This window comes from Amycolatopsis sp. NPDC114484, assembly GCF_055633755.1.
In genome coordinates this window covers 16636-38145 of the sequence record NZ_JBVKDQ010000022.1, presented here as the reverse complement: position 1 = coordinate 38145, position 21510 = coordinate 16636, and the positions used below count along the sequence as shown (strand labels likewise).

The following is a 21510-nucleotide window of genomic DNA, read 5'->3' as shown; positions in this document are numbered from 1 at the left end:
GCTGCGGGACCCCTCCCCGGTGCACCAGGTGTTCACCGGCGGTTCAACCGGCCGACGCGATCCGCTCCACGGCGGCGCGGAGCCGGTCCGGCGGGAGCGCGGCGTACCCGAGCACGAGGCCCGGATATCCCGCCGCGGTATGGGAATAAGTCGACAAGGCGGGGGCGTGCACGCCTGCCGCGGCGAGTTTTTCCTGCAGCCGCACGTCATCGGTGCCGTCCGGGAGCCGGACGACCAGGTGCAGCCCGGCGGCGATCCCGACCGGCCGCCACTGTGGAAGACGCTGGGTCAGGGCTTCGATCAGCGCGTCACGACGAGCGCGGTAAAGACGTCGGGTGCGGCGCAGATGCCGGTCGTACCCGCCGGTGGCGATCAGATGCGCGAGCGCGGCCTGTGGGAGCGGCGGGCAACCGAGGTCGTGCATTTCCTTGACCCTGGCCACGGCGTCGCGCAGTCGGCGCGGCGGAATGAGCCAGCCGATCCGCAACGCTGGCGCGAGCACTTTGCTGACACTGCCGATGTAGGCGACGTGGTCGGGCGCGAGCGCGCGCATCGCGCCCAGCGCGGGACGGTCGTAGCGATGCTCGGCGTCGTAGTCGTCTTCCAGGATGAGCCCGCCGGTTTCCGCCGCCCAGGACAACAGCTGCCGACGGCGTTCCGGATGCAGTGCGACACCGAGCGGAAACTGGTGCGCGGCGGTCACCAGCGCGACGGAACAGTCTGAAGTGGACAGTGCGTCGACGTTGATGCCCTTGTCGTCGACCGGAATGCCGATCGGACGGAGCCCGTGGTCGCGCAGGAGGTTCGCTTGGCCGTGATGGCTCGGGTCTTCGACGGCGATGCGCTGGTCCGGCAAGGCATCGGCCAGCAGCGACAACGCCTCTGCCGCCCCGCTGGTGATCACGATGTCGTCCGGATTCGTTGGCAGCGCCCGGACTCGCCCGAGGTAAGCCGCCAGTTCCGCGCGCAACGCCGGATGGCCGGTCGGATCGGGGTAGCCGAGGCCGAGATCGGGCGTCGCGTTCAGGGCTTCTCGTTCCGCCGCAAGCCATTCGGCCCGTGGGAAGGCCGACAACGCGGGCAGCCCAGGACGCAGATCGAACTCCCACGTCGGCGATTTCTCCGCACAGACCTGAGGATTCGGCGCGGGACCGTCGATCGGTGCGACCCGCGTGCCCGAGCCGTGCTTGCTGAGCAGATAGCCCTCGGCGGTGAGCTGCTCGTACAGTGCGGTGACGGTTCCGCGTGCGACCCCGAGCTGACGCGCGAGATCGCGGCTCGACGGCAGCCGGGTGCCGACAGCCAGCCGTCCGGTGCGGATCGCGTCGCGCAACGCGGCCTCGACAGCGCGACCTCGGCGTCCTCCGGTGGTGGCGGGCAGCAGCAGTTCGCGGATCGTTTCCACGGCCACGACAGTACGGCGAAGTGGTCCAGTTAGGCCAGAGCTGAGTGGTCCTTCTGAATAGACCACTCGTGGCTGAAGACTGAGCGGCGTGAAACGGTCGATGGTGCTTTCAGGGGTGGCCGGGGCGGTGCTGGTCGGCGGATCGGTGCCGGTCACCGGCATGCTGGACGGATATCCGGTGATCACCGGGCAGGCGTTGCGGTACGCGCTCGGCGGCCTTCTGCTGCTGGGCTGGGCGAAGGTCACGCGCAGCCCGCTGCCGCGGCCGAAACTCGGCGATCTGCCGACGCTGCTCGGCCTCGCCGCGACCGGGATGATCGGGTTTCAGGCCTGTCTGCTGCTGGCCCAGCGCTACGCGGAACCCAGTGCGGTAGCGGCGTTTCTCGGAGCCAGCCCGCTCGTGCTCGCGCTGATCGCGCCCATGCTCGACGGTCGCCGTCCGTCCGCCGCTCCGGTCGTCGGGTCGGTACTGGCTGGGCTCGGCATCGTGGTGCTGTCCGGCGGCGGATCCGCTTCCGCGCCAGGGTTGTTGCTGGCCGCGCTGGCGATGTTGTGCGAAGCGTCGTTCACCCTGCTCGCGGTGGGATTGCTGCGCCGGCTCGGGCCGTTGGGCACCTCCACGTGGGGCTGTTTCACCGCTGCGGCAAGCGGTGCCGTGGTCGGGACGGTGGTCGATCCGGCTGGAGCCTGGCGGTGGCCGAACACGCGCGAACTCGTCGCGTTGCTGTTGCTGGCCGTCGTGGTGACCGCGGTGGCTTTCGTGCTCTGGTACAGCTGCGTCGTGGGGCTGGGCGCGGATCGGGCGGGTGTGCTGATCGGGCTGATGCCGGTGGCCGGATTGACCGTGGCGGTGCTGATCGGCGCGCAACGGTTCGAGCTGAAGGATCTGGCCGGCGTCACCTTAGTTGCAGCGGGAGTCGCATGTGGACTGTGGAAACGCGCAGCGGCTCGCCCGGAAGTGTCCGAACGAGCCGCAACGGTCGGCTGAGCGCTACTTGCCGCCGCGTGCCATCCGCAGCACGTCGAGTGCCTCGTCGAGCTGCGCTTCAGTGAGCTTGCCGTCGCGGACGTACCCGCGCTCCAGCACGACCTCGCGGATCGTCTTGAGCTCCTTGAGCGCCTGCTTCGCCACCGCGGCCGCTTCCTCGTAGCCGATGTACTTGTTGAGCGGCGTGACGATCGACGGCGACCCCTCGGCGTACTGCCGCGCCCGCTCGACGTTCGCGGTGACCCCGGCGAACACCTTGTCCGCCAGCAGCCGCGAGACGGCCGCGAGCAGCCGCGCCGATTCGAGCACGTTGCGCGCGATGACCGGCAGGTTCACGTTGAGCTGGAAGTTGCCCGCCGCACCGGCGAACGCGACCGCCGCGTCGTTGCCGACGACCTGCGCGACGACCTGCAGCGTCGCCTCCGGGATGACCGGGTTGACCTTGCCCGGCATGATCGACGAACCCGGCTGAAGGTCCGGCAGCGCCAGCTCGGCCAGCCCGGTGCGCGGGCCGGAACCCAGCCAGCGCAGGTCGTTCGCGATCTTGTTCAGCGACACCGCGACCGTGCGCAGGTGCCCGGAGGTCTCGACCACGCTGTCCTGCGTCGCCTGTGCCTCGAAGTGGTTGCGTGCCTCGGTGAGCGGCAACCCGGTGAGCTGCGCCAGTTCGGCCGACACTGCCGCGCCGAAGCCTTCGGGCGCGTTCAGGCCGGAGCCGACCGCGGTGCCGCCGATCGGCAGTTCGCCCAGACGCGGCAGGCCGGACTGCAGCCGCTCGATGCCGAAGCGGATCTGCGCGGCCCACGCGCCCGCTTCCTGGCCGAGCGTGATCGGCACGGCGTCCATCAGGTGCGTGCGGCCGGACTTGACGACGTCCTGCCACTCCTCGGCGCGCGCCTCGATCGCGCCGGCGAGGCGCTCCAGTGCCGGGACGACGTCGGTGAGAACGGCCTCGGTGGCGGCGACGTGGATCGTCGTCGGGAACGTGTCGTTCGAGGACTGCGACGCGTTGACGTGGTCGTTCGGGTGCACGTCGCGGCCGAGCGCGCGGGTGGCCAGCGTCGCGATGACCTCGTTCGCGTTCATGTTGGACGACGTGCCCGAACCGGTCTGGAAGACGTCGATCGGGAAGTGCTCGTCGTGCTTGCCCTCGGCGACCTCGTCGGCGGCCTTGGCGATCGCGTCGGCGACGTCGGCGTCCAGGACGCCGAGACGCGCGTTCACGCGGGCGGCGGCGGCCTTCAACAGGCCCAGCGCGCGGATCTGGGCGCGCTCGAGACCGCGGCCGGAGATGGGGAAGTTCTCGACGGCACGCTGCGTCTGCGCGCGGTAGAGCGCGTCGACCGGGACGCGGACCTCACCCATCGTGTCGTGTTCGATCCGGTATTCCTGTTCAGCCATACCCCCGATTCTGGCCCCGAATCCCGCATCCGGCCGGGTGTTGTCGCCCACCCCGGTACGCTCGGTTGTGTTCTCGATCACCGCCACCCACCACTGGCATGGAGCGAGCCTCATGGATTACGACCTCGTCGTCATCGGAGCCGGTCCCACCGGCCTCTTCGCCGCCTACTACGCGGGATTCCGCGGCCTGTCGATGGCCGTCGTCGATTCGCTGCCCGAACCGGGCGGCCAGGTCACCGCGATGTACCCGGAGAAGATGATCTACGACGTCGGCGGGTTCGCCGCGGTCCGCGGCCGGGATCTGGTGCAGGGCCTGGTGGACCAGGTCGCGCCGTGGAAGCCGGACTATCTGCTCGGCCGTAAAGCGGAGAAGCTGGAGAGCGTCGAAGGCGGCCTGGAACTGACCCTCGACGGCGGCGAGGTGCTGCGCGCGGGCGCGGTGCTGATCACGGCGGGCATCGGCGAGTTCACGCCGCGTCCGCTGCCCGCTGGAGACGGCTGGCTAGGCCGGGGGATGGTCCATTTCGTCCCGTCGCTCGCGGCGCACGAGGGCCAGCACGTCGTTGTGGTCGGCGGCGGGGATTCGGCGTTCGACTGGTGCCTGGCGCTGTATCCGGTCGCGGCGAGCGTGACGCTCGTGCACCGCCGCGCGAAGTTCCGGGCCGCGGAATCGATCGTGCGGCAGGTGCGGGAGCTGGGCGTGCGGTTGGTGACCGATGCGGAGGTGTCCCGGTTCGTCGAAGCTCCGGACGGTTCCTTGACGGCGGTTGACGTGGCAGTGAAGGGCGGGGCGGAAGAACAACTGCGCGCGGACGCGGTGGTCGCGGCGTTGGGTTTCACGGCGGATTTGGGGCCGATCGAGAGCTGGGGATTGGAAATCGATCACCGGGCGATTTCGGTGGACTCGACCATGGCGACGGCTCGGCCACGCGTTTACGCGGCGGGGGATGTGGCGGCGTATCCGGGAAAGGTGAAGCTGATCGCGACCGGGTTCGGGGAGGCGGCTACGGCGGTGAACAATATCGCGGTGGCGTTGAATCCGGAGGCGCATTTGTTCCCGGGGCATTCGAGCAACGTCGAGTGATGCCGTAGGGGGATCGGTGAAGAGGAGCAGAGCGACTGCCCTGCTGGAGGAATTGCTGAGACGAGTGGGTGGAGACGAGTGGCCGGTGCGTCTCGTGGAAGCCGTCTACGTCTTCGGCTCGTATGCGCGAGGTGCGGCGGAGCTAGGAGAGGTCGATGTCATAGTCGACTTCAACCGGGATATGAGATGGTCCAGCCACTTTGTCCACTGCATGTCGTATGGGAAGAACCCGTTTACGGTTATCAATAGGGCAATGAAAGGGAACGCTAGAAGCATCTCGATCATTTATGGCCGGGAGAGTCACGAAGGCGTGCCGATGACGTTGCTGTGGAAAAAGGGCGAAACGATCGATGTCGCCCTCGATCGGCTTCGTTCGATACCTGAGGGCAAGAGCGGGTGAATCAGCCGGTTTTCTCCGCCAGCCAAGGCTGATACGCCACCGCCGACGTCGCGATCGAAGGAGCCGATCCGCACGTCGACGAGCGGTTGCCCGGGCGGCTGACCATTCCGGCCAGCACCCACCGGTCGCCGTCGCGGATCAGTTCCGGGCCGCCGGAATCGCCGTAGCACGAACCGGATCCGCCGGGGCTTTCCGTGCACAGCTCGGACGTTCCGTCGAACGTCGACGTGCATTTCGCGCCCGGCACCAGCTGCGTGTCGAGCTGGCGCAGCGACTTCGCGACCGGGCCGCAATTCGGCGTCGCGCACGTCTGGCCCCAGCCGATTACCCGGACGTCCGTGCCCGGCACGGCCGAGCCGCCGATCGCGATCGGCGCGGCCTTCACCGGCGCGGTCAGCCGGATCAGGCCGACGTCGCCGGTTTGCGTGTCGGCGTTGAAATGCGGGTGCAGCACGAATTCCGCCGCTTTCGGCGTTTCCCCGCCCTGATCGGCGTCGTTGCTGCCGACGCGCAAGCCGATCGTCGCCGGGTCCTTCGCGGACAGGCAATGCGCCGCGGTGACCACCCAGGTCGGCGTGAGCAGCGAACCGCCGCAGAACAGCGCGCCGCCCGAGGTGTGCAGGGACACCGCGAACGGGTACGGCTGGTCCGCGTCGGTTCCGCCGACGATCGAAGGTGCCGCCGTCGAGCTCCCGGTGTTGAGCGCGACTCCGGCGAGGACAGTCAGCGCCAGCGCGAACAACCGTTTCGACACCGGGAACTCCTTGGCAGATCAGGGAAGCGGAGGCACCGCGCGCTCGTCCTCGTCGAGGTCGAGGTTGCCGTCGAAGTTGACGGACGAGTACGCCCGCAGCTTCTCGAGCCGGTGGTAGCCGTCGATCATTCTGACCGTCCCGGACTTGGACCGCATGACGATCGACTGCGTCGTCGCGCCACCCGCCCGATAGTGGACGCCGCGCAGCAGGTCGCCGTCGGTCACGCCGGTCGCGCAGAAGAACACGTTGTCGCCGGTGACCAGGTCGTCGTTCAGCAGGATCCGGTCTAGGTCGTGGCCCGCGGCGAGCGCCTTCTCGCGCTCCGCGTCGTCCTTCGGCCACAGCCGGCCCTGCAGTTCGCCGCCGAGGCACTTCATCGCGCAGGCGGCGATGATGCCCTCGGGCGTGCCGCCGATGCCGAGCAGCATGTCGACGCCGGTGGTCGGCCTCGCCGCGGCGATCGCGCCCGCGACGTCGCCGTCGGAGATGAACCGGATCCGGGCTCCCGCCTCGCGGACCTCCTTGACCAGCTGATCGTGGCGCGGCCGGTCGAGGATGCAGACCGTCACGTCGCTGACGCTGGAGTTCTTCGCCTTGGCCACCCGTCGGATGTTCTCCGCGACCGGGGCGGAGATGTCCACCTTGCCCGCCGCGTCCGGGCCGACGGCCAGCTTCTCCATGTAGAACACCGCGGACGGGTCGAACATCGCGCCGCGCTCGGCGACGGCGAGCACGGCCAGCGCGTTCGGCATGCCCTTCGCCATGAGCGTGGTGCCGTCGACCGGGTCGACCGCGACGTCGCAGTCCGGGCCGTCGCCGTTGCCGACTTCTTCGCCGTTGAACAGCATCGGCGCTTCGTCCTTCTCGCCCTCGCCGATGACGACGACGCCGCGCATCGAGACGGTGGAGACGAGCTGGCGCATCGCGTCGACGGCGGCCCCGTCGCCGCCGATCTTGTCGCCTCGGCCGACCCAGCGGCCGGCTGCCATCGCGGCTGCCTCGGTCACCCGCACCAGTTCCATGGCGAGGTTGCGATCAGGCGCTTCGCGTCGGCTGCGGTCACTGGCGGTGGTCATGGTGGCCTCCCGGAACACGGTTCGTCAGCGGGTGCCCAGTCTGTCAGATCCCTAGACCACCTGACCGATTCAGCAACGCATGGTGCACGTCACTCTGTGTCGTCGTCGGTCTCCACCGAGGCCAGCGCGGCCTCGATCCGCTCGCGGGCGCCTTCCAGATGCCGTTCGCACACCTTGGCGAGCTGTTCGCCCTTTTCCCAGAGTTCGAGCGACTGTTCCAGGGAAAGGCCGCCGGCTTCCAGCTCCTTCACGACCTCGACGAGCTGATCGCGGGCCTGCTCGTAACCGAGTCCGGCGGTGTCTGCTTCGCTCACGTTCTCCGACCTTGTGGTGCACGGGGCTGTTCGCGCAGACTACCGCGTCCGGCCGACATTCCGGGTGAGCCGGGGACGCTCGGTCAGCCTGCGAGCGTCAGCTGCCAGCCGCCGTGCTCGGCCTCGTCCGCGTTCTTCCATGCCGTGCCGCGGTTGTTGTTGCCGAAGTGGCACGCCGTACCGTTCGGCGCTGGGAACGTCGGCGGCCGATCTGGAGTGGGCTGCGGACAGCTCTCTTCGTCGTGAATGAGCGAATAGACGTGCTGATCACCCGGGTTGTTACACCGGGTGACTTGCCGTTACTAGCGGGGCGATCGGGCCCGCTGCGGGCAAGCGACCACCGCGCTGGCCATCGCGTGGTCGTACCCGACGAAGGCCAGCGCGAACTCCTGCCCGTCACCGTCCGCGATGGCGTCCTCGAGGTTCTCCTGTGCGCTCGCCACCCGTCGCCGGTGGCCGGTCCCTTCGGCGAACCACCACCGGACGCCGACGTGCTCGGACGTCGCCTCGGACAGTCGCCGGAGCTGCGGAGCCAACCCTCGCCGAGCCGCGGTGCCGCAGCCCGCGAGCAGCGTTGTCCAGCATTCGTCGGCGGCGCGGTCGGTGACCAGGGCCTGCCGCAGCAGGAGACCGGCGTTGAGCCGGGCGGCGGCGTCCACCGTGAGCGGGAGGAACGCCGGGGCCCGGTGCATCACGGCCGGTCTCCTTCCGGTACGGGGGTCGTCGGCTCGACGGATTCGGCCACCGCTTGGACCGCCCCGTCGGCGACCCGTACGCGCAGCTGCGCTCCGTCCTCGATCTGGGAGACGGAGCGGAGCACGTGGAGGTTGCCCGCGGAATCAGTGAACTGGACGACGGCGTATCCGCGCGCCATCGTGGCCGCCGGGCCGAGCGCGGCCAGTTTGCCCCGCGCGTTCGCGACCTCGGCCTGGTCCTTGGCGAGCAGGCCGAGCATCGCGCGACGGCCGCGTTCGCGGTGCATCTCGACGTCGCTGAGCCGGCGCTCGATCGGACCCAGCGGATCGGCCAGCGACGGACGGCTGCGCAGCTGGGTCAGCAGCCGCGTCTCCCGGTCGACCCAGCCGTGCAGCGCGCGACGGCCGCGGTCGCGCATCTGCCGCACTCGCGCAGTCTCCTCGCGGACGTCCGGCACGATGCGTTTGCTCGCGTCAGTGGGGGTGGAACAGCGCAGGTCGGCGACGTGGTCGAGCAGGGGAGTGTCCGGCTCGTGCCCGATGGCGCTGACGATCGGCGTGCCAGCGGCCGCGACCGCCCGGCACAGCGCTTCGTCGGAAAACGGCAGCAGATCCTCGACGCTGCCGCCGCCCCGGGCGATGACGATTACGTCGATGTCCGGATCTTTGTCCAATATGGACAGTGCGCGGAGGATCTGCGGGACGGCTTGCGAACCCTGCACGGCGGTGTTCAGCACCTTGAACAACACGTGCGGCCAGCGTGCCTGCGCGTTCACCAGCACGTCCCGCTCGGCCGCCGAGGCGCGTCCGGTGATCAGCCCGATTCCCTTGGGCAGAAAGGGAATCGGCCGCTTCCGCTCGCGAGCGAACATGCCTTCGGCGGCCAGCAGCTTGCGGAGCCGCTCGATCCGCGCGAGCAGTTCGCCGATGCCGACCGCGCGGATCTGGTCCGCGCGCAGGCTCAGCGTGCCGCGGCCGAAGAAGAACGACGGCTTGGCGTGGATGACCACTCGGTCGCCTTCGCGCAGCGGCGTCGGCAGTTCGCGCACCAGCCACATCGGACAGGTGACGGACATCGAGACGTCCGCGGACGGGTCGCGCAGGGTCAGGAACGCGGTCTGCGTGCCCGGCCGCGCGTTCATCTGCGTGACCTGGCCTTCGACCCAGACGTCGCCGAGCCGGTGGACCCAGTCGCCGATCTTGCGCGCGACGGTGCGGACGGGCCAGGGGTTCTCCGCGCTGGTGGCGGGGTCGTTGCTCACAGGCCTTCCGCGGGGTCGCCCGGCTGTTCCTCGGCCTTGCGGGCGTTGCCGATCCGCCGCGCGAGCATGCCGACGAACGACGCGCGGTCGGCGTTGGCCTTCTCGTACTCCAGCAGTTCTTCCAGCTGCGGCACGGTCAGCCGGCGCAGCCGAGCGCGCAGCTGCGGCAACGTCAGCTCGTCGTAATTGCCGAGGCCGGCCGGACCGGAGCTGTCGTTCTCGCCCTCGGAGTGCTCCTCGGCGAGCGCGCGGGTCTCCTCGACCCACGGGTCGTCGATGCTTTCCGCGGCGAGGTCCGGCGGCTGCGTTCGGTGGCCGTTCGTGCGCGGCTCGGGCAGATCGTCGACCGGCACGAGCGTCGGCCGGGGCGGAGTGAATTCGGGCACGGCGTCCTCGTCGAACGTGGCCCAGCTGGGCGTGTCCTCGACGGGACGCAGCATCGACAGCGCGTCGTCGCCCTTGATGGCCAGCTCGGTGACCTGCTGCTGGACGCGCATGGACAGCTGCAGTACCTGGCTCACGACGGTGACCGGCAGGCCGGTGAGCTGCTTCGGGAGCTCACGAACCCGCTCGGCGGTGGTGACGGCGAGGCCCGCGGCGACCCGGAGGGGGAGCGGGAGTGGCTTCATGGGTCCAGCGTGCCGTATCAGGGCCGTCCTGCCCAACCGAACGGGTGGCCAGAGGCGCCGGACGTGACGCCCGGCACAGCCTGAATGGCCGCCGTCATCATCCGAACGAGGACTTCGACCCGGCTTCGGCACTGCCCGTACCCTGGGGGCATGACTTCTGCGAGTCCCGGAACCGAACCCGCCGGTACCCCGACGATCTCCCGGTCCGGCGCCGCCAAACGCGTGCTGCTCGCGAAGCCGCGCGGGTACTGCGCCGGCGTTGACCGCGCGGTCGTCGCCGTCGAGAAGGCGCTCGAGCTGTATGGGCCGCCGGTGTACGTGCGCAAGGAAATCGTGCACAACCGGCACGTCGTCGAGACCCTGCGCGATCGCGGCGTGATTTTCGTCGACGAGACGTCCGAGGTGCCCGAGGGCGCGCTCGTGGTGTTCTCCGCGCACGGCGTCTCGCCCGCGGTGCACGCCGAGGCCGAGGAACGGAACCTGCGCACCATCGACGCGACCTGCCCGCTGGTCACCAAGGTGCACAAAGAGGTCAACCGGTTCGCCAAGGACGACTACGACATCCTGTTGATCGGCCACGAGGGCCACGAGGAGGTCGAGGGGACGGCCGGCGAGGCACCGGACAAGGTGCAGCTGGTCGACAAGCCCGAGGACGTCGACAAGGTCAACGTGCGCGATCCGTCGAAGGTGATCTGGCTGTCGCAGACCACGCTGTCGGTGGACGAGACGATGGAGCGCGTCGACCAGTTGCGCGACCGCTTCCCGACCTTAGCCGACCCGCCCAGCGACGACATCTGCTACGCCACCACCAACCGCCAGGTCGCGGTCAAGGCGATGGCCCCGGAGTGCGACCTGGTGCTGGTGGTCGGCTCGAAGAACTCGTCGAACTCGAAGCGGCTGGTGGAGGTCGCGCTGAAGGCCGGAGCGTCGGCTTCGCACCTGATCGACTTCGCCTCGGAGGTCGACGAGTCGTGGCTGGAGGGGGTTTCGACGGTCGGCGTGACGTCGGGGGCCTCGGTGCCGGACATCCTGGTGATGGACCTGCTGAAGTGGCTGGCCGAGCGCGGGTACGGGCAGGTGGACGAGGTGACCACGGCCAACGAGAAGATCGCGTTCGCGTTGCCTAAGGAGCTTCGGAAGGCTGTTAAGTCCGAATCCTGACGGGTGCTGTTGGGTGGGGAGTCTCGCCTCTTCTCGGGCCTGCCGTGACGGAGTGTTTGGCGCGCTGAGGAAGCCGCCAGGACCCTCGCCGCTGTCGGCCTGAGGTTAGAAATTCTTTGTGCCACAACGAAAAGGCCGCCGATCCCCAGTTAAGGGGTCGGCGGCCTTTGTCGTTTGCTTGTGCTGTCTGGCGTGGTACGCGTATTCCGCCTTGGGTCAGCCCTCGTCGTCCCAAGGACGCTGGCGGCGCGGCGGTTCCCGGCGAGGCGGACGCGGACGCCCGGGCGGCGGTTCGTCCCCGCGCGGCCGACGACGCGGCGGCGGCGCATCGCCCCGCGGATCCCGGCGGCGCGGATCTCCTTCCGGCGGCCGGGGACGACGCCCCTCTGGCGGCGGCTTACGGCCACCGCGCGGAGCGTTCGGGTCCATCGGCTCGCGCCGAGGACGGGCACCCGGGTCGGACGGCGGACGCGGACGTCGCGGCGGAGGAGCGTCGACATCCCGCGGCGGCCGACGACGGTTGCCCGGAGGCGGCGTCTGCCCGGTGCGGCTGGCGGGCGGCCGCGAGCGCGGACGGCTCGCGGCCTTGTCGTCGTCCTCGTCCCGAGTGCGCGGCAGCTTGCTGTCTTTGATTTTGACGGGCGCGTCCGGGTCGCGTTCGCGGTAGATCCGGAAGAAGCCGAAGAGCAACGTGACGCCGGTGGTGACCGCCATCGTCGGGAAGCCCTTGATCAGCGGAGTGCCGATGTTGAGCAGCTTCGACAGAGTGTCGCTGGCCTCCGGACCCCCGCCGGTCAGCAGCACGACGCCCGGCACGGTGACGGCGAGCACCAGCGGCGGCTGCACCATCGGACCGAACAGCCCGCGTCTTTGCACCGCGCCGACCGCGATCACGGCCCCGAGGAAGTAGCCCGCCTTGAAAACAAAACCGAGGCTGCCGGTGGACTTCTCGTCGATGATGGCGCCGAGCACTGCCAAGCCGAAGCCCACGAGCACAGCCGCCCACCAGGGGAGGCCGCGCCTCGTGCCGACGACGAGACGCTCGTCCCACGGCACGGGGGCGTCATCGGCATCAGGATCGCTCTGGCGATCGCGTATCGCGGTCACGAGGCACACCGTAGCCCGTACTTGTCACGATCTTGTTGGCACTGCCGAGGACAGCACGAAGCAGCCACTCGACCGCATGACATTTCGTTCGGTCGAGCGGTACTCGCGGTACGGCCTGCCCGTCCCGCTCTGCCGGACAGGGAACCAGTGGACCAGACCTCTGACCAGCGGTGATACCGACGGTACGGTCTGGCTGCCCGATTCCCGGCCCTGCGCTGACCCCAGGCTAGGGCACGAGCCGCCCACGGCAACGGCGGCACCGCCGGTCCCGTTCCGGAACATTCGCCGTTCTGGAACTTGACCGGGAATTGACGTTCCCGCGAACCGCCTGAGCGCCCGGATCCTGCCCGCGCGACGTCGGAACCCTGCCCTTTCGCTCGCTGCGACGGCGGTGTCCAACCTGGACTTCGCCGTTCGTTCTGGGCAATCCGGACTCCGGTGCTCGCCCGTCCGACGCGCGTTGCAGGTGCCCGCCGCTGCCCGCCGTCGCCGGTGGGCCGTGACCGCCCGGACCATGTCGCCGCCTTGACCGCCGACGCATGATCGCGGACCGCCCGCTCGAGAGGAGAGCGGTCAGCTCACCTTGGACGCCTGCCGCGTCACCGCGATGCGCTGCCGCTCACGGCAACGTTCGAGCCGGGCGACGCCACGACGTCCAGGCCGGTCCCGCTGCCCAGGCTCACTCCACCGGATCGCTCCACCGGATCGCGCTGCAGGGACCCGCTCGGCAGGATCGTGCCTGCCCTGGGGCCGAGCAGCCGAACGACGTCTGCCTGGGGCCGAGCAGCCGAACGACGTTTGCCTGAGGCCGAGCAGCCGAACCGCGTCCGCCTAGCGGCGAGCAGTCGAGCCGTACCTGCCTAAGGCCGAGCAGCCCCTGTCTGGGGCCGAGCAGCCGGGCCGTGCCTGCCTAGGGCCGAGCTGTCGAACCGTGCCTGCCTAGCGCCGAGCCGTTTGGAAACGTGCAGTCACACTCGCACCCGCCAAGCCCCGCAGCCAGACACACCCCACGAGAGCACGCCGCCGATCGTCCCATCGCGGCTGTCGAGCCCGCGGCCATCACGCCGCGACCTCAACCAGCTGCCACCTCGTCTCCCTTCCGAAGCTGCGGCACCGGTGCCGGACTGCCCGACGCGTCGGTGAGCGGCGCGACCGACGCCCGGAACGACTCCAGTGCCTCGAGTTCCCGACGGCGGGCCGAGACAAAACGCTGAAGGTGCGTTGAGGACAGATTCAGCGCTTCGACCGCGTTGCCCGCGGCCCGATGTGCGGCGGCGGCGCCCGCGCGCACTTGCTCGACGTCCTCGACGAGCGCCCGGTCGCTGGCGGCGAACAGCGCCGCCGACGCGAGCACCCCGAATCCCGTGGGGCCACACAGGAATACGCGGCGGTCGATCAGCCAGCGCAGCAGTTCGGGATCGGTGTCGAGAGCGGCGACCACGGCCGCGTCGGACGGGACGAACATGACGGTGCCGTAGATCGCGTCCGCCCAGCGCTGGTAGCCCTTGCCCGCCAGCTCCGCCGCGCGGGAACGCAGCTGCCGGACGTGGACGCGCAGCGCGTCGAGCCGTTCTTCCGGGTCGTCGGTCTCGACCGCCTCCGCCCAGATGGCCATGCTCGCCTTCGCGTCGACCGGCACTGCCCGGCCTCCGCCGACATTCAGCACCAGGTCGGGCTTCGCGCTTCCGCCGCCGCCCAGATCGGTCTGCAGGGTGAAGTGCAGTCCCTCCCGCAGTCCGAGTGCGCGCGCGGTTTCCACGAGCACCTGTTCGCCGAGTTCGCCGCGGCCGTGGATCGACGCGAACGCCACCTCGTACCGGCGCAGCGCGAGTTGCTGCTGGTCGCCTTTCGCGCGCTCCGCCGCCACGAGCCGCGCGGCCGCGTCGGCCCGGCGCATTCCGTCGTTGTACAGCCGCCAAAGCACGACGACCGCGACGCACAGGAGCAGCGCGAGCACGATGGCCGCGGTGGTGATCACCGTCTCCACCCGGTCCTCCTCTCCGTCGGGTCCGTCGGGTGTCCGGACGCGAGACATCATGGCGGACCACACCGACAAAAACCGGCACCCACGGTCGCGCTGCGTAGCTGACCTGCGACTTTGCAGATTCAGTGGTGGGCGTGTCCGCAGTGGACCTGATCGGCTTCGTACACACGTTCGAGTGGGGCAACGGCGTGCCTGCGGGATTTCGTCGGGGTCTGCTCCTAACGTGGTCGCCGTGAGAGTCCTCCATACCTCTGATTGGCACATCGGCCGCACGTTCCACGGCGCCGATCTGCTCACCGAACAGGAGGCCGCCCTCACGCACATCGCCGAACTCGTCGACCGCGAGTCGGTCGACGTCGTGGTGGTGGCCGGTGACATCTACGACCGAGCGGTGCCGTCCGCCGAAGCTGTCCGCGTCGCCACGGCCGCGATGACCCGCATCCGCCGGGCCGGCGCGGAACTCGTGATCACGCCGGGCAACCACGATTCGGCCGCGCGGCTCGGCGCGTTCGCCGAATTCGCGGCGGCGGGCGGGTTGCATGTCCGCGCGACCGTCGAAGGCATCGCGGAACCCGTTGTGCTGCACGACGAACACGGTGCGGTCGCGTTCTACGGCATCCCGTATCTCGAACCCGAGCCGTCGCGGCACGCGTTGGGCGTGCCGGAGGCGCGCGGCCACACCGGCGTGCTCGGCGAGGCGATGCGGCGGGTGCGCGACGACTTGGCCAGTCGTCCGGGAACGCGATCCATAGTGCTGGCGCACGCTTTCGTCACCGGCGGCGAGGCCAGCGAATCGGAACGCACCATCGCGGTCGGCGGAGTCGAGCAGGTGCCTGGCTCGGTGTTCGGCGGCGTGGACTATGTCGCGCTCGGCCACTTGCACGGTCCGCAGACGCTCGCGGAGCACCTCCGGTACTCCGGAAGTCCGCTGGCGTACTCGTTTTCCGAAGCGCGGCAACGGAAATCGGTGTGGTTCGTGGATCTCGACGCGACCGGTCTGGCCGAGGTTCGCCGGCACGAGCTGCCCGTGCCGCGTCCGCTCGCGACCCTCTCCGGCGAACTCGCCGCATTGCTCGAAGACCCAGAGCACGAGCAGTGGCGCGAGCATTTCCTCTCGGTCACCGTCACTGACCGGGTCCGCCCGATCGATGCGATGCGGTTGCTGCAGGACCGTTTTCCCTATGCGGTGCACATGGATTGGCGACCCGACGGCGGGGCCGCCGGCACCGAGCTGAAGTACGCCGAGGCGGTCCGCGGGCGCAGTGACATCGAGATCGCGCGCAGTTTCCTCGACGACTGCCGCGGCGCTCCGCCGACAGAACGCGAGGAGCGGCTGGTGCACCTGGCGCTCGAAGCAGCGAACCGGGCGGCGGTGGAGAAGCTGTGAGACTGCATCTGCTGGAGGTGGAAGCCTTCGGCCCCTACGCGGGCCGAGAGGTGGTGGACTTCGACGCCCTCGGCGCCGACGGTCTGTTCCTTCTCCACGGCGATACCGGTGCGGGCAAGACCACGCTGCTCGACGCGATCGCGTTCGCGTTGTTCGGCGTGGTTCCGGGCGCGCGCGGCGACGTCAAGCGGTTGCGGTGCGATCTCGCCGAACCCGATCGGCGGACTGAGGTCGTGCTGGAGCTGACCGTGCAGGGTCAGCGGCTGCGGATCGTGCGCGGTCCGGAGTATCAGCGGCCGAAGAAACGCGGCGACGGATTCACCACGCAGCAGGCCCGGGTTTCGCTGACCTGGGTCGGTGAACCGCCTGCCGGGCTGCCGCCGGACGGAAGCATCCGCATCGACGAGGTGGCGCGCACCGTCGAGCGGTTGCTGGGCATGACGGCGGCGCAGTTCTTCCAGGTTGTGCTGTTGCCGCAAGGAGAATTCGCGAAGTTCCTCCGCAGCGACACCACGGAGCGCGAGAAGCTGCTGGAGCGGCTTTTCGGCACCGAGCGGTTCTCCGACGTCGAACGCTGGTTCGCGGACCTTCGCGCGGAACGCGGCCGTGCGCTGGAAAAGCGGCAGCAGGAGGTCCGTGAACTGCTCGCCCGCTACGCGCAGGAAGCGCAGCAGGAACCGCCGGAGGAGGGGCAGCCGGAGTGGGTCGAGGCGGTCCTGACCGAGATCGCTGCCCGAGCCGAGGCGGCGGAAACCGAGGCAGCGCAAGCACGTTCGGCGGCGAAGTCCGCTGAGGTCGCGCTTCGCGAAGCCGAAGAAGACGCGGACAAGATCCGCCGGGTCCGCACCGCGCACACCCGGCTGACGCAGATCGCCGAGCAGGCGACTGAACGTGCCGAGTGGACGGAAGAGATCGCGGCGGCTCGGCGCGCTGCCGCGGTGGTGCCGGAAGCCGAGTTGATGGACCGGCGCACGGCCGAACTCGGCGAAGCGCAAGTGCTGGTGGCCGACCGGATCCGGGACGTCGCCGACCTAGGTTTCGATGCGGTCGGGCTTGCTGTCGCCGACCTTCGCGAGCGCGCGGGCTCCGTTCGCGAGGAGGCGGGCGCGCTCGCCGAGTTGGCCGCGGAAGCGACCCAGCAGAAGAGCGACGAACAACGCCGTGCGGAGCGGCAGAAAGTCGCGAAGAAAGCCGCCGAGCAGGTTGCCGGTCTTGCGGAGCGGCTGGACAAGTTGCCCGGTCTCATCGCCGCTGCGCGTACCGAAGCGACAGTGGCAGGGGAAGCGGCGGCGAAGCTGGACGGTGCCAAATCCCGCGTCGACGAGCTGACGGCGCTCACTCGCGCGGCCGAGGAGTTGCCCCCAGCTGAAGCCAGGGTCGAACGTGGCGAAGCGAAACTGCGCGAAGTGGTCGACGAGCACCAGACGACTCGGCAACGTCGGCTCGACCTCCGGGAACGGCGTCTCGACGGCATGGCAGCCGAGTTGGCTGCTGGCTTGGCCGATGGGGCGGCGTGTCCGGTGTGCGGGTCGGCCGAACATCCGGCACCGGCGAACCATGATGCGCCGTTGGTCGACGCGGCCGAAGAACGCGCGGCCGAAGAAGCCGAACAGAAGGCGTCGGCGTTGCGTCAGCGGGTCGTGTCCGCGTTGGAAGAGGCCAAGGCGCGGGTCGTCTCCTTGCGGGAACGGTTGGACGGACGCACCGCGGAGGAGATCGCGACCGCACTGGCCGAAGCCCGGACGGTCGTCGCGGAACTCTCCGGGAAGGCGCAGCGCAAGGACCAGCTGGCCGGGAAGGTCGTCGAACTGGAGCGCGGTGCCGAGCAACTGACGGCACAGCGTCGCCTCGCCGAGCAGACGGTCACCGAGGCGAACAGCGAGATCCGCGCCTTGGATGAGCGGATGGCCGAGCGCGAACAGCGACTGGTCGCGGGCCGAGGAGAATTCCCGGACGTCCCCGCCCGACGACAGCACCTGCTCACGTTCGCCGGAGCGCTCGACCTGGCAGCGGAGGCGCACGCCGCGGTGTCCGGAGCGGAGTCCCGGCTCACGGAACAGCGGGATCTGGTCGAGATCTCGTTGCATGCCAAGGGGTTCGCGACCCTCGAGGAAATGCGCGCGGCCGTCCGAAGCGACGAGCAGGTCGCGAAGCTCGAACAGGGCCTCGCCGAGGCGGAAGCGATGACCGCCGGTGCGCGGGAGATGCTCGCGCAACCGGAACTGTTCGGAATCTCGCCGGAAGACACGGTGGACGTCGCGCCGCTGGCCGAGCGGGCGAAGGAGACGCGTGCTCGTGCGGACACCGCTTTTGCCGCGCAGCAAGCGGTTTCGGCGCAACACCGCGAACTGGTGAAGCTGGCCGGACGATTGGGCAAGGCGCTGTCGGAGCTGCGGCCGTTAGAGGAGGAACAGGCCGAACTTCGGGCGCTGTCCGAAGTGGTCAACGGGCGAGGGCAGAACGCGCGGAAGATGTCGCTGCGTTCGTATGTCCTGGCGGCTCGGTTGGAAGAGGTCGCGCTCGCAGCGACCGCGCGACTGCGGACCATGAGCCAGGGCCGCTACTCCTTCGTGCACACGGACGCGGCCGGCGCACGCGGCACGAGGGGCGGCCTTGGCCTCGACGTGCTGGACGACTATTCCGGCGCGGTGCGCCCAGCGAAGACGCTGTCGGGCGGCGAGTCGTTCCTCGCGTCGCTCTCGCTGGCGTTGGGCCTTGCCGACGTGGTGGCAGGCGAAACCGGAGGTGCGCTGCTCGACACCCTCTTCGTGGACGAGGGTTTCGGCACCCTGGACGCCGAAACGCTGGACGTGGTGATGAACATCCTCGACGAACTCCGCGCTGGCGGCCGCGTGGTGGGCCTGGTGTCGCACGTCGAGGAACTCCGCCAGCGCATCCCCACGCGGCTGCGGGTGCGGAAGTCCCGCACCGGCTCGAGAGTGGAGCTGCAGATGGCTTGATGAGATCAGGGCGGGCCCGCGCCGGGTGACGGCTGGGGCTCCCGGGCCGAGTTGCCGCTGGACTGGCTGGGTGGCCTGACGGCTGTGCTGGCTAGTCGGCCGGGTGGCTTGACGGCCGGATGGCGTGGCTGGACGCGAGCGACGGTGGCGGCTGGCTGGTCGCGACGGTCGGGTCGCGGTGCCGGAGCACGCTCCTCGTGCAAGAGCTTGTTTAGCCGGGTGTTGCTTGCCGGTGAGCGGACTGGGCGCGGTGGCAGACGACTGTTGCGGTGGCGGGCTGAGCGTTGTGGCGGGCTGATTTGGGAGTGTTGTTGGCGGGCTGAGTGCTGTGGCGGGCTGAGCTGGGAGTGCGGTTGGCGGGCTGAGTGCTGTGGCGGGCTGAGCTGGGAGTGCGGTTGGCGGGCTGAGCGCTGCGGCGAGCTGAGCTGAGAGTGCGGTTGGCGGGCTGAGTGTCGCGGCGGGCCGAGTTGAGAGTGCTGTCGGCGGGCTGACTGTCGCGGCGGGCCGAGCTGGGAGTGCGGTTGGCGGGGATGGTGGCCGAGACGGCGACCGGCCTAGCCCGCCCCATCAGGCTCGCTATCTTGGCCTGATCGCCCAGCGACGGTCGCCACTCCGGCCGGTCACCTCCGCCACACTCGCCGTCTCGGCCTGAACGTTCAGCGACTGTCCAGCCGGGTCACCTCACCCACCCACGCTCGCCGTCTCGGCCCAGTCGCGTCAGCCACGCGTGTTGCCCTGGCCCGGCTACCTCACCCACGCTCGCTCCCTGGGTCCGGCCGCGTCAGCCACGCTCGCTGTCTCGGCCCGGCCGCCTCAGCACGCTCGCAGAGTCGGCCCCGGCCACCTTGGCCCCGCGTCGAGCCGTCAGGCGGACTCTTCGTGGTGCAGGAGCCACCGCTTAGCGTTCACGCCCCAGCGGAAGTTGCCGATCGCTCCGCCGGTGCGGACGACTCGGTGGCAAGGCACGAACAGGGCCGCGGCGTTGCGGGCGCAGGCGCTCGCTGCCGCGCGGACTGCGGAGGGGTTTCCCGAGAGGGTGGCGTACTCCGCATAGCTCAGCGGGCTTCCTGCCTGGACCTTGCGCAGCATCTCCCACGCGTGCTCGCGGAACGGGCCTGAGCGTTGCCGCACCTCGATGTCGGCGACGGCGTCGAGGTCGCCGCCGTGGTAGCTGCGGATCGCGGCTGTCACTAGGCCCAGGTCGCGGCGTTCGGTCAGAGTCGTCGGGGCCAGGGACGGCGAGATGAGCGGCGTCAGCTCGGCGACGTCGCCGGTCCAGCCGGAGGCCAGTACTGCGCCGTCGCCCGCCACCACTGCGGTGAACGGGCCGATCTTGGTGTCCAAAGTGGACCAAAAGGCGGTGTGCACGGGGCAAGTCTCCTCAAGAGGTTCGGGAACTGAGATACCGGCTGGCGTACGAACTCCACGGCTGCCAGCCGCGCGCGGACGTCGTCAGGTCGATGCCCAGCTCGGCCGCGCTGCGGCGGACGGCTGGATCAGTGGTCAACAGGACGTCGGGAGCGCCCAGCAAGCGCATCACGACGTAGTCGGCGGTGGCCGGATCGACGCCGGCCGTGAGCATTTCGGTGCGCAGTTCGTCGGCGTCGCGGCCAACGTGCGGGTCCAGTTCACCGGCGACGATCGCGGCGGCGACCTGCTTGACCAGCGGTTTCACGTCGGCCTCGGCGATGGCGGACGGAGTGGGGAAGAGGGTCGTCAGGGAGTCCATCGGCGGGTCGGCGGGCGGGACTGGCTCGCCAAGCCGAACGACGTCGGCCACGTCCTCGCCGAGCAGAGCGCGGAGCAGGACTTCCGGGCCGTCCACAGCGCCTGGCACGCGGATGCCCGGGGTGGCGGCGACCAGCGGGGCCAGCGCCTCGTCGGCGGACAGGACGCGCGAGACGGCCTCCGGGTCGGCGTCCAGGTCCAACAGCCGCCGTACCCGGCTGACGGCGCTGCTGAGGTCGCGCAGGTCCGAGAGCGCCAGGTCGCACTGCACGTAGCCAGCGCGCGGGCTGACCCACACCGACGCCGGGCCGTGCGACAGGCGCAAGGTGCGGCCGTAGCCGTCCTCCGAGACGGCTTCGATGCCCGGCAGCGCCCGTGAGGCGTGGTAGTTCAGCACGCCCGCCGCGTCGAACGGAGCACGGAACGGCAGACGAAGGCTGAGCCGCGTCGCGCCGCTGGGTTCGTTGCGGTTTCCGCGGCGAAGCGAGGCTGCGCGCAGCTGCGACGGAGTCGTCGCGAACACCTCGCGGATCGTCTCGTTGAACTGCCGGATGCTGGAGAACCCGGCCGCGAACGCGACGTCGGTGAGCGGCAGTTGCGACATCTCGATCAGCAGCCGCGCCGAGTGGGCTCGATGTGCTCGGGCGAGGCGGATCGGGCCTGCCCCCAGCTCGGCTGTCAACACGCGGCCGAGCTGACGTTCCGAATAGCCGAGCTGACGGGCCAGGCCGGGCACACCCTCGCGCTCGACCAGGCCGTCCGAGATCAACCGCATCGCACGGGCGGCCAGGTCGGCGCGCACGTTCCAGTCCGGCGAACCCGGGACCGCGTCCGGCAGGCAGCGGCGGCACGCGCGGAAACCACCAGCCTGCGCGGCTGCCGATGTGGGGTAGAAGCGGACGTTCTGCGCCTTCGGCGTGAGCGCCGGGCAGGACGGGCGGCAGTAGATGCCGGTGGTGCGCACAGCCATGATGAACTGGCCATCGAACCGCTGGTCGCGGGCGGTCACCGCGCGGTAGCAGCGCTCGGTGTCGCGCCAGATCGGGATGGTCGAGGTAGCCATGCCGTCGATGATGCCAGCAGGTGAGAGCCCTGACTGGCGGAAAACCGACACGACGATGCGGCCGCGCTCACCGGGGTCGGCGAGGGTCTCCGCCCAGCACGTAGACTTACC

At 69.9% G+C, this 21510-nt stretch carries 18 protein-coding genes; 6 read left to right on the top strand and 12 right to left on the bottom strand.

The annotated features are described in order from the left end of the window. Positions 1-43 precede the first annotated feature (43 nt). On the bottom strand, positions 44-1405 hold the full coding sequence (gene pdxR / locus ACZ7SW_RS36935; RefSeq protein ID WP_470235005.1) for a MocR-like pyridoxine biosynthesis transcription factor PdxR: 1362 nt from the start codon (positions 1403-1405) through the stop codon (positions 44-46). An 88-nt stretch (positions 1406-1493) separates the two neighbouring features. Here pdxR and ACZ7SW_RS36930 point away from each other — a divergent pair, with 88 nt between their 5' ends. Then, positions 1494-2393, top strand: coding sequence for a DMT family transporter (locus ACZ7SW_RS36930; RefSeq protein WP_470235004.1), 900 nt, complete (start codon positions 1494-1496; stop codon positions 2391-2393). Between the two features lie 3 nt (positions 2394-2396). Here the strand turns inward: ACZ7SW_RS36930 and ACZ7SW_RS36925 are convergent, their stop codons facing one another. Continuing rightward, entirely contained in the window at positions 2397-3794 is a 1398-nt protein-coding gene (locus ACZ7SW_RS36925) for a class II fumarate hydratase (RefSeq protein ID WP_470235003.1), read from the bottom strand. Between the two features lie 112 nt (positions 3795-3906). Between ACZ7SW_RS36925 and ACZ7SW_RS36920 the strand changes: the two genes are divergently transcribed. Together ACZ7SW_RS36920 and ACZ7SW_RS36915 are read left to right on the top strand one after the other, a co-directional pair. After that, on the top strand, positions 3907-4878 hold the full coding sequence (locus ACZ7SW_RS36920) for an NAD(P)/FAD-dependent oxidoreductase (RefSeq protein ID WP_470235002.1): 972 nt from the start codon (positions 3907-3909) through the stop codon (positions 4876-4878). A 16-nt stretch (positions 4879-4894) separates the two neighbouring features. Further along, entirely contained in the window at positions 4895-5278 is a 384-nt protein-coding gene (locus ACZ7SW_RS36915) for a nucleotidyltransferase domain-containing protein (RefSeq protein WP_470235001.1), read from the top strand. Between the two features lies 1 nt (position 5279). Here the strand turns inward: ACZ7SW_RS36915 and ACZ7SW_RS36910 are convergent, their stop codons facing one another. The 6 genes from ACZ7SW_RS36910 to ACZ7SW_RS36885 form a co-directional block, all read right to left on the bottom strand. Next, a complete protein-coding gene (locus ACZ7SW_RS36910) occupies positions 5280-6032 on the bottom strand; it encodes a S1 family peptidase (protein WP_470235000.1) in 753 nt (250 codons plus the stop codon). A gap of 18 nt (positions 6033-6050) precedes the next feature. Beyond that, positions 6051-7109 (bottom strand): class II fructose-bisphosphatase, encoded by a 1059-nt coding sequence (gene glpX / locus ACZ7SW_RS36905; RefSeq protein ID WP_378400880.1) that lies wholly within the window; start codon positions 7107-7109, stop codon positions 6051-6053. A gap of 89 nt (positions 7110-7198) precedes the next feature. Continuing rightward, entirely contained in the window at positions 7199-7423 is a 225-nt protein-coding gene (locus ACZ7SW_RS36900) for an exodeoxyribonuclease VII small subunit (RefSeq protein ID WP_020664931.1), read from the bottom strand. Between the two features lie 302 nt (positions 7424-7725). Next, positions 7726-8115: a hypothetical protein gene (locus ACZ7SW_RS36895; RefSeq protein ID WP_470235072.1), complete on the bottom strand. Its 390-nt coding sequence runs from the start codon at positions 8113-8115 to the stop codon at positions 7726-7728. Then, complete coding sequence (gene xseA / locus ACZ7SW_RS36890) at positions 8115-9380, bottom strand: exodeoxyribonuclease VII large subunit (protein WP_470234999.1); 1266 nt, start codon at positions 9378-9380, stop codon at positions 8115-8117. Before xseA ends, ACZ7SW_RS36895 begins: the two co-directional genes overlap by 1 nt. Beyond that, positions 9377-10009: a lipid droplet-associated protein gene (locus tag ACZ7SW_RS36885; protein WP_470234998.1), complete on the bottom strand. Its 633-nt coding sequence runs from the start codon at positions 10007-10009 to the stop codon at positions 9377-9379. The genes xseA and ACZ7SW_RS36885 overlap by 4 nt, the downstream gene beginning before the upstream one ends. Positions 10010-10159: 150 nt before the next feature. Between ACZ7SW_RS36885 and ACZ7SW_RS36880 the strand changes: the two genes are divergently transcribed. After that, positions 10160-11170: a 4-hydroxy-3-methylbut-2-enyl diphosphate reductase gene (locus ACZ7SW_RS36880; protein WP_470234997.1), complete on the top strand. Its 1011-nt coding sequence runs from the start codon at positions 10160-10162 to the stop codon at positions 11168-11170. A 216-nt stretch (positions 11171-11386) separates the two neighbouring features. On the opposite strand, the gene ACZ7SW_RS36875 is transcribed toward ACZ7SW_RS36880, so the two are convergent. Continuing rightward, complete coding sequence (locus ACZ7SW_RS36875; RefSeq protein WP_470234996.1) at positions 11387-12277, bottom strand: DUF6542 domain-containing protein; 891 nt, start codon at positions 12275-12277, stop codon at positions 11387-11389. 1072 nt (positions 12278-13349) lie between these two features. Continuing rightward, positions 13350-14264, bottom strand: coding sequence for a DNA recombination protein RmuC (gene rmuC, locus ACZ7SW_RS36870; RefSeq protein WP_470234995.1), 915 nt, complete (start codon positions 14262-14264; stop codon positions 13350-13352). 229 nt (positions 14265-14493) lie between these two features. Between rmuC and ACZ7SW_RS36865 the strand changes: the two genes are divergently transcribed. Continuing rightward, on the top strand, positions 14494-15648 hold the full coding sequence (locus ACZ7SW_RS36865) for an exonuclease SbcCD subunit D (RefSeq protein ID WP_470234994.1): 1155 nt from the start codon (positions 14494-14496) through the stop codon (positions 15646-15648). After that, positions 15645-18608: an AAA family ATPase gene (locus ACZ7SW_RS36860; protein ID WP_470234993.1), complete on the top strand. Its 2964-nt coding sequence runs from the start codon at positions 15645-15647 to the stop codon at positions 18606-18608. Before ACZ7SW_RS36865 ends, ACZ7SW_RS36860 begins: the two co-directional genes overlap by 4 nt. Positions 18609-19472: 864 nt before the next feature. Here ACZ7SW_RS36860 and ACZ7SW_RS36855 read toward each other — a convergent pair. Further along, positions 19473-19976 (bottom strand): methylated-DNA--[protein]-cysteine S-methyltransferase, encoded by a 504-nt coding sequence (locus tag ACZ7SW_RS36855; RefSeq protein WP_470234992.1) that lies wholly within the window; start codon positions 19974-19976, stop codon positions 19473-19475. Positions 19977-19989: 13 nt separating this feature from the next. Continuing rightward, entirely contained in the window at positions 19990-21399 is a 1410-nt protein-coding gene (locus tag ACZ7SW_RS36850; protein WP_470234991.1) for a DNA-3-methyladenine glycosylase 2 family protein, read from the bottom strand. Between the last annotated feature and the right edge of the window lie 111 nt (positions 21400-21510).

What these genes read in the sequence shown, in the direction of transcription:
- ACZ7SW_RS36925 (WP_470235003.1), bottom strand. Translation starts at nt 3,794, where the DNA reads ATGGCTGAACAGGAATACCGGATCGAACACGACACGATGGGTGAGGTC.
- ACZ7SW_RS36920 (WP_470235002.1), top strand. Translation starts at nt 3,907, where the DNA reads ATGGATTACGACCTCGTCGTCATCGGAGCCGGTCCCACCGGCCTCTTC.
- glpX (WP_378400880.1), bottom strand. Translation starts at nt 7,109, where the DNA reads ATGACCACCGCCAGTGACCGCAGCCGACGCGAAGCGCCTGATCGCAAC.
- ACZ7SW_RS36895 (WP_470235072.1), bottom strand. Translation starts at nt 8,115, where the DNA reads ATGCACCGGGCCCCGGCGTTCCTCCCGCTCACGGTGGACGCCGCCGCC.
- ACZ7SW_RS36885 (WP_470234998.1), bottom strand. Translation starts at nt 10,009, where the DNA reads ATGAAGCCACTCCCGCTCCCCCTCCGGGTCGCCGCGGGCCTCGCCGTC.
- ACZ7SW_RS36880 (WP_470234997.1), top strand. Translation starts at nt 10,160, where the DNA reads ATGACTTCTGCGAGTCCCGGAACCGAACCCGCCGGTACCCCGACGATC.
- ACZ7SW_RS36850 (WP_470234991.1), bottom strand. Translation starts at nt 21,399, where the DNA reads ATGGCTACCTCGACCATCCCGATCTGGCGCGACACCGAGCGCTGCTAC.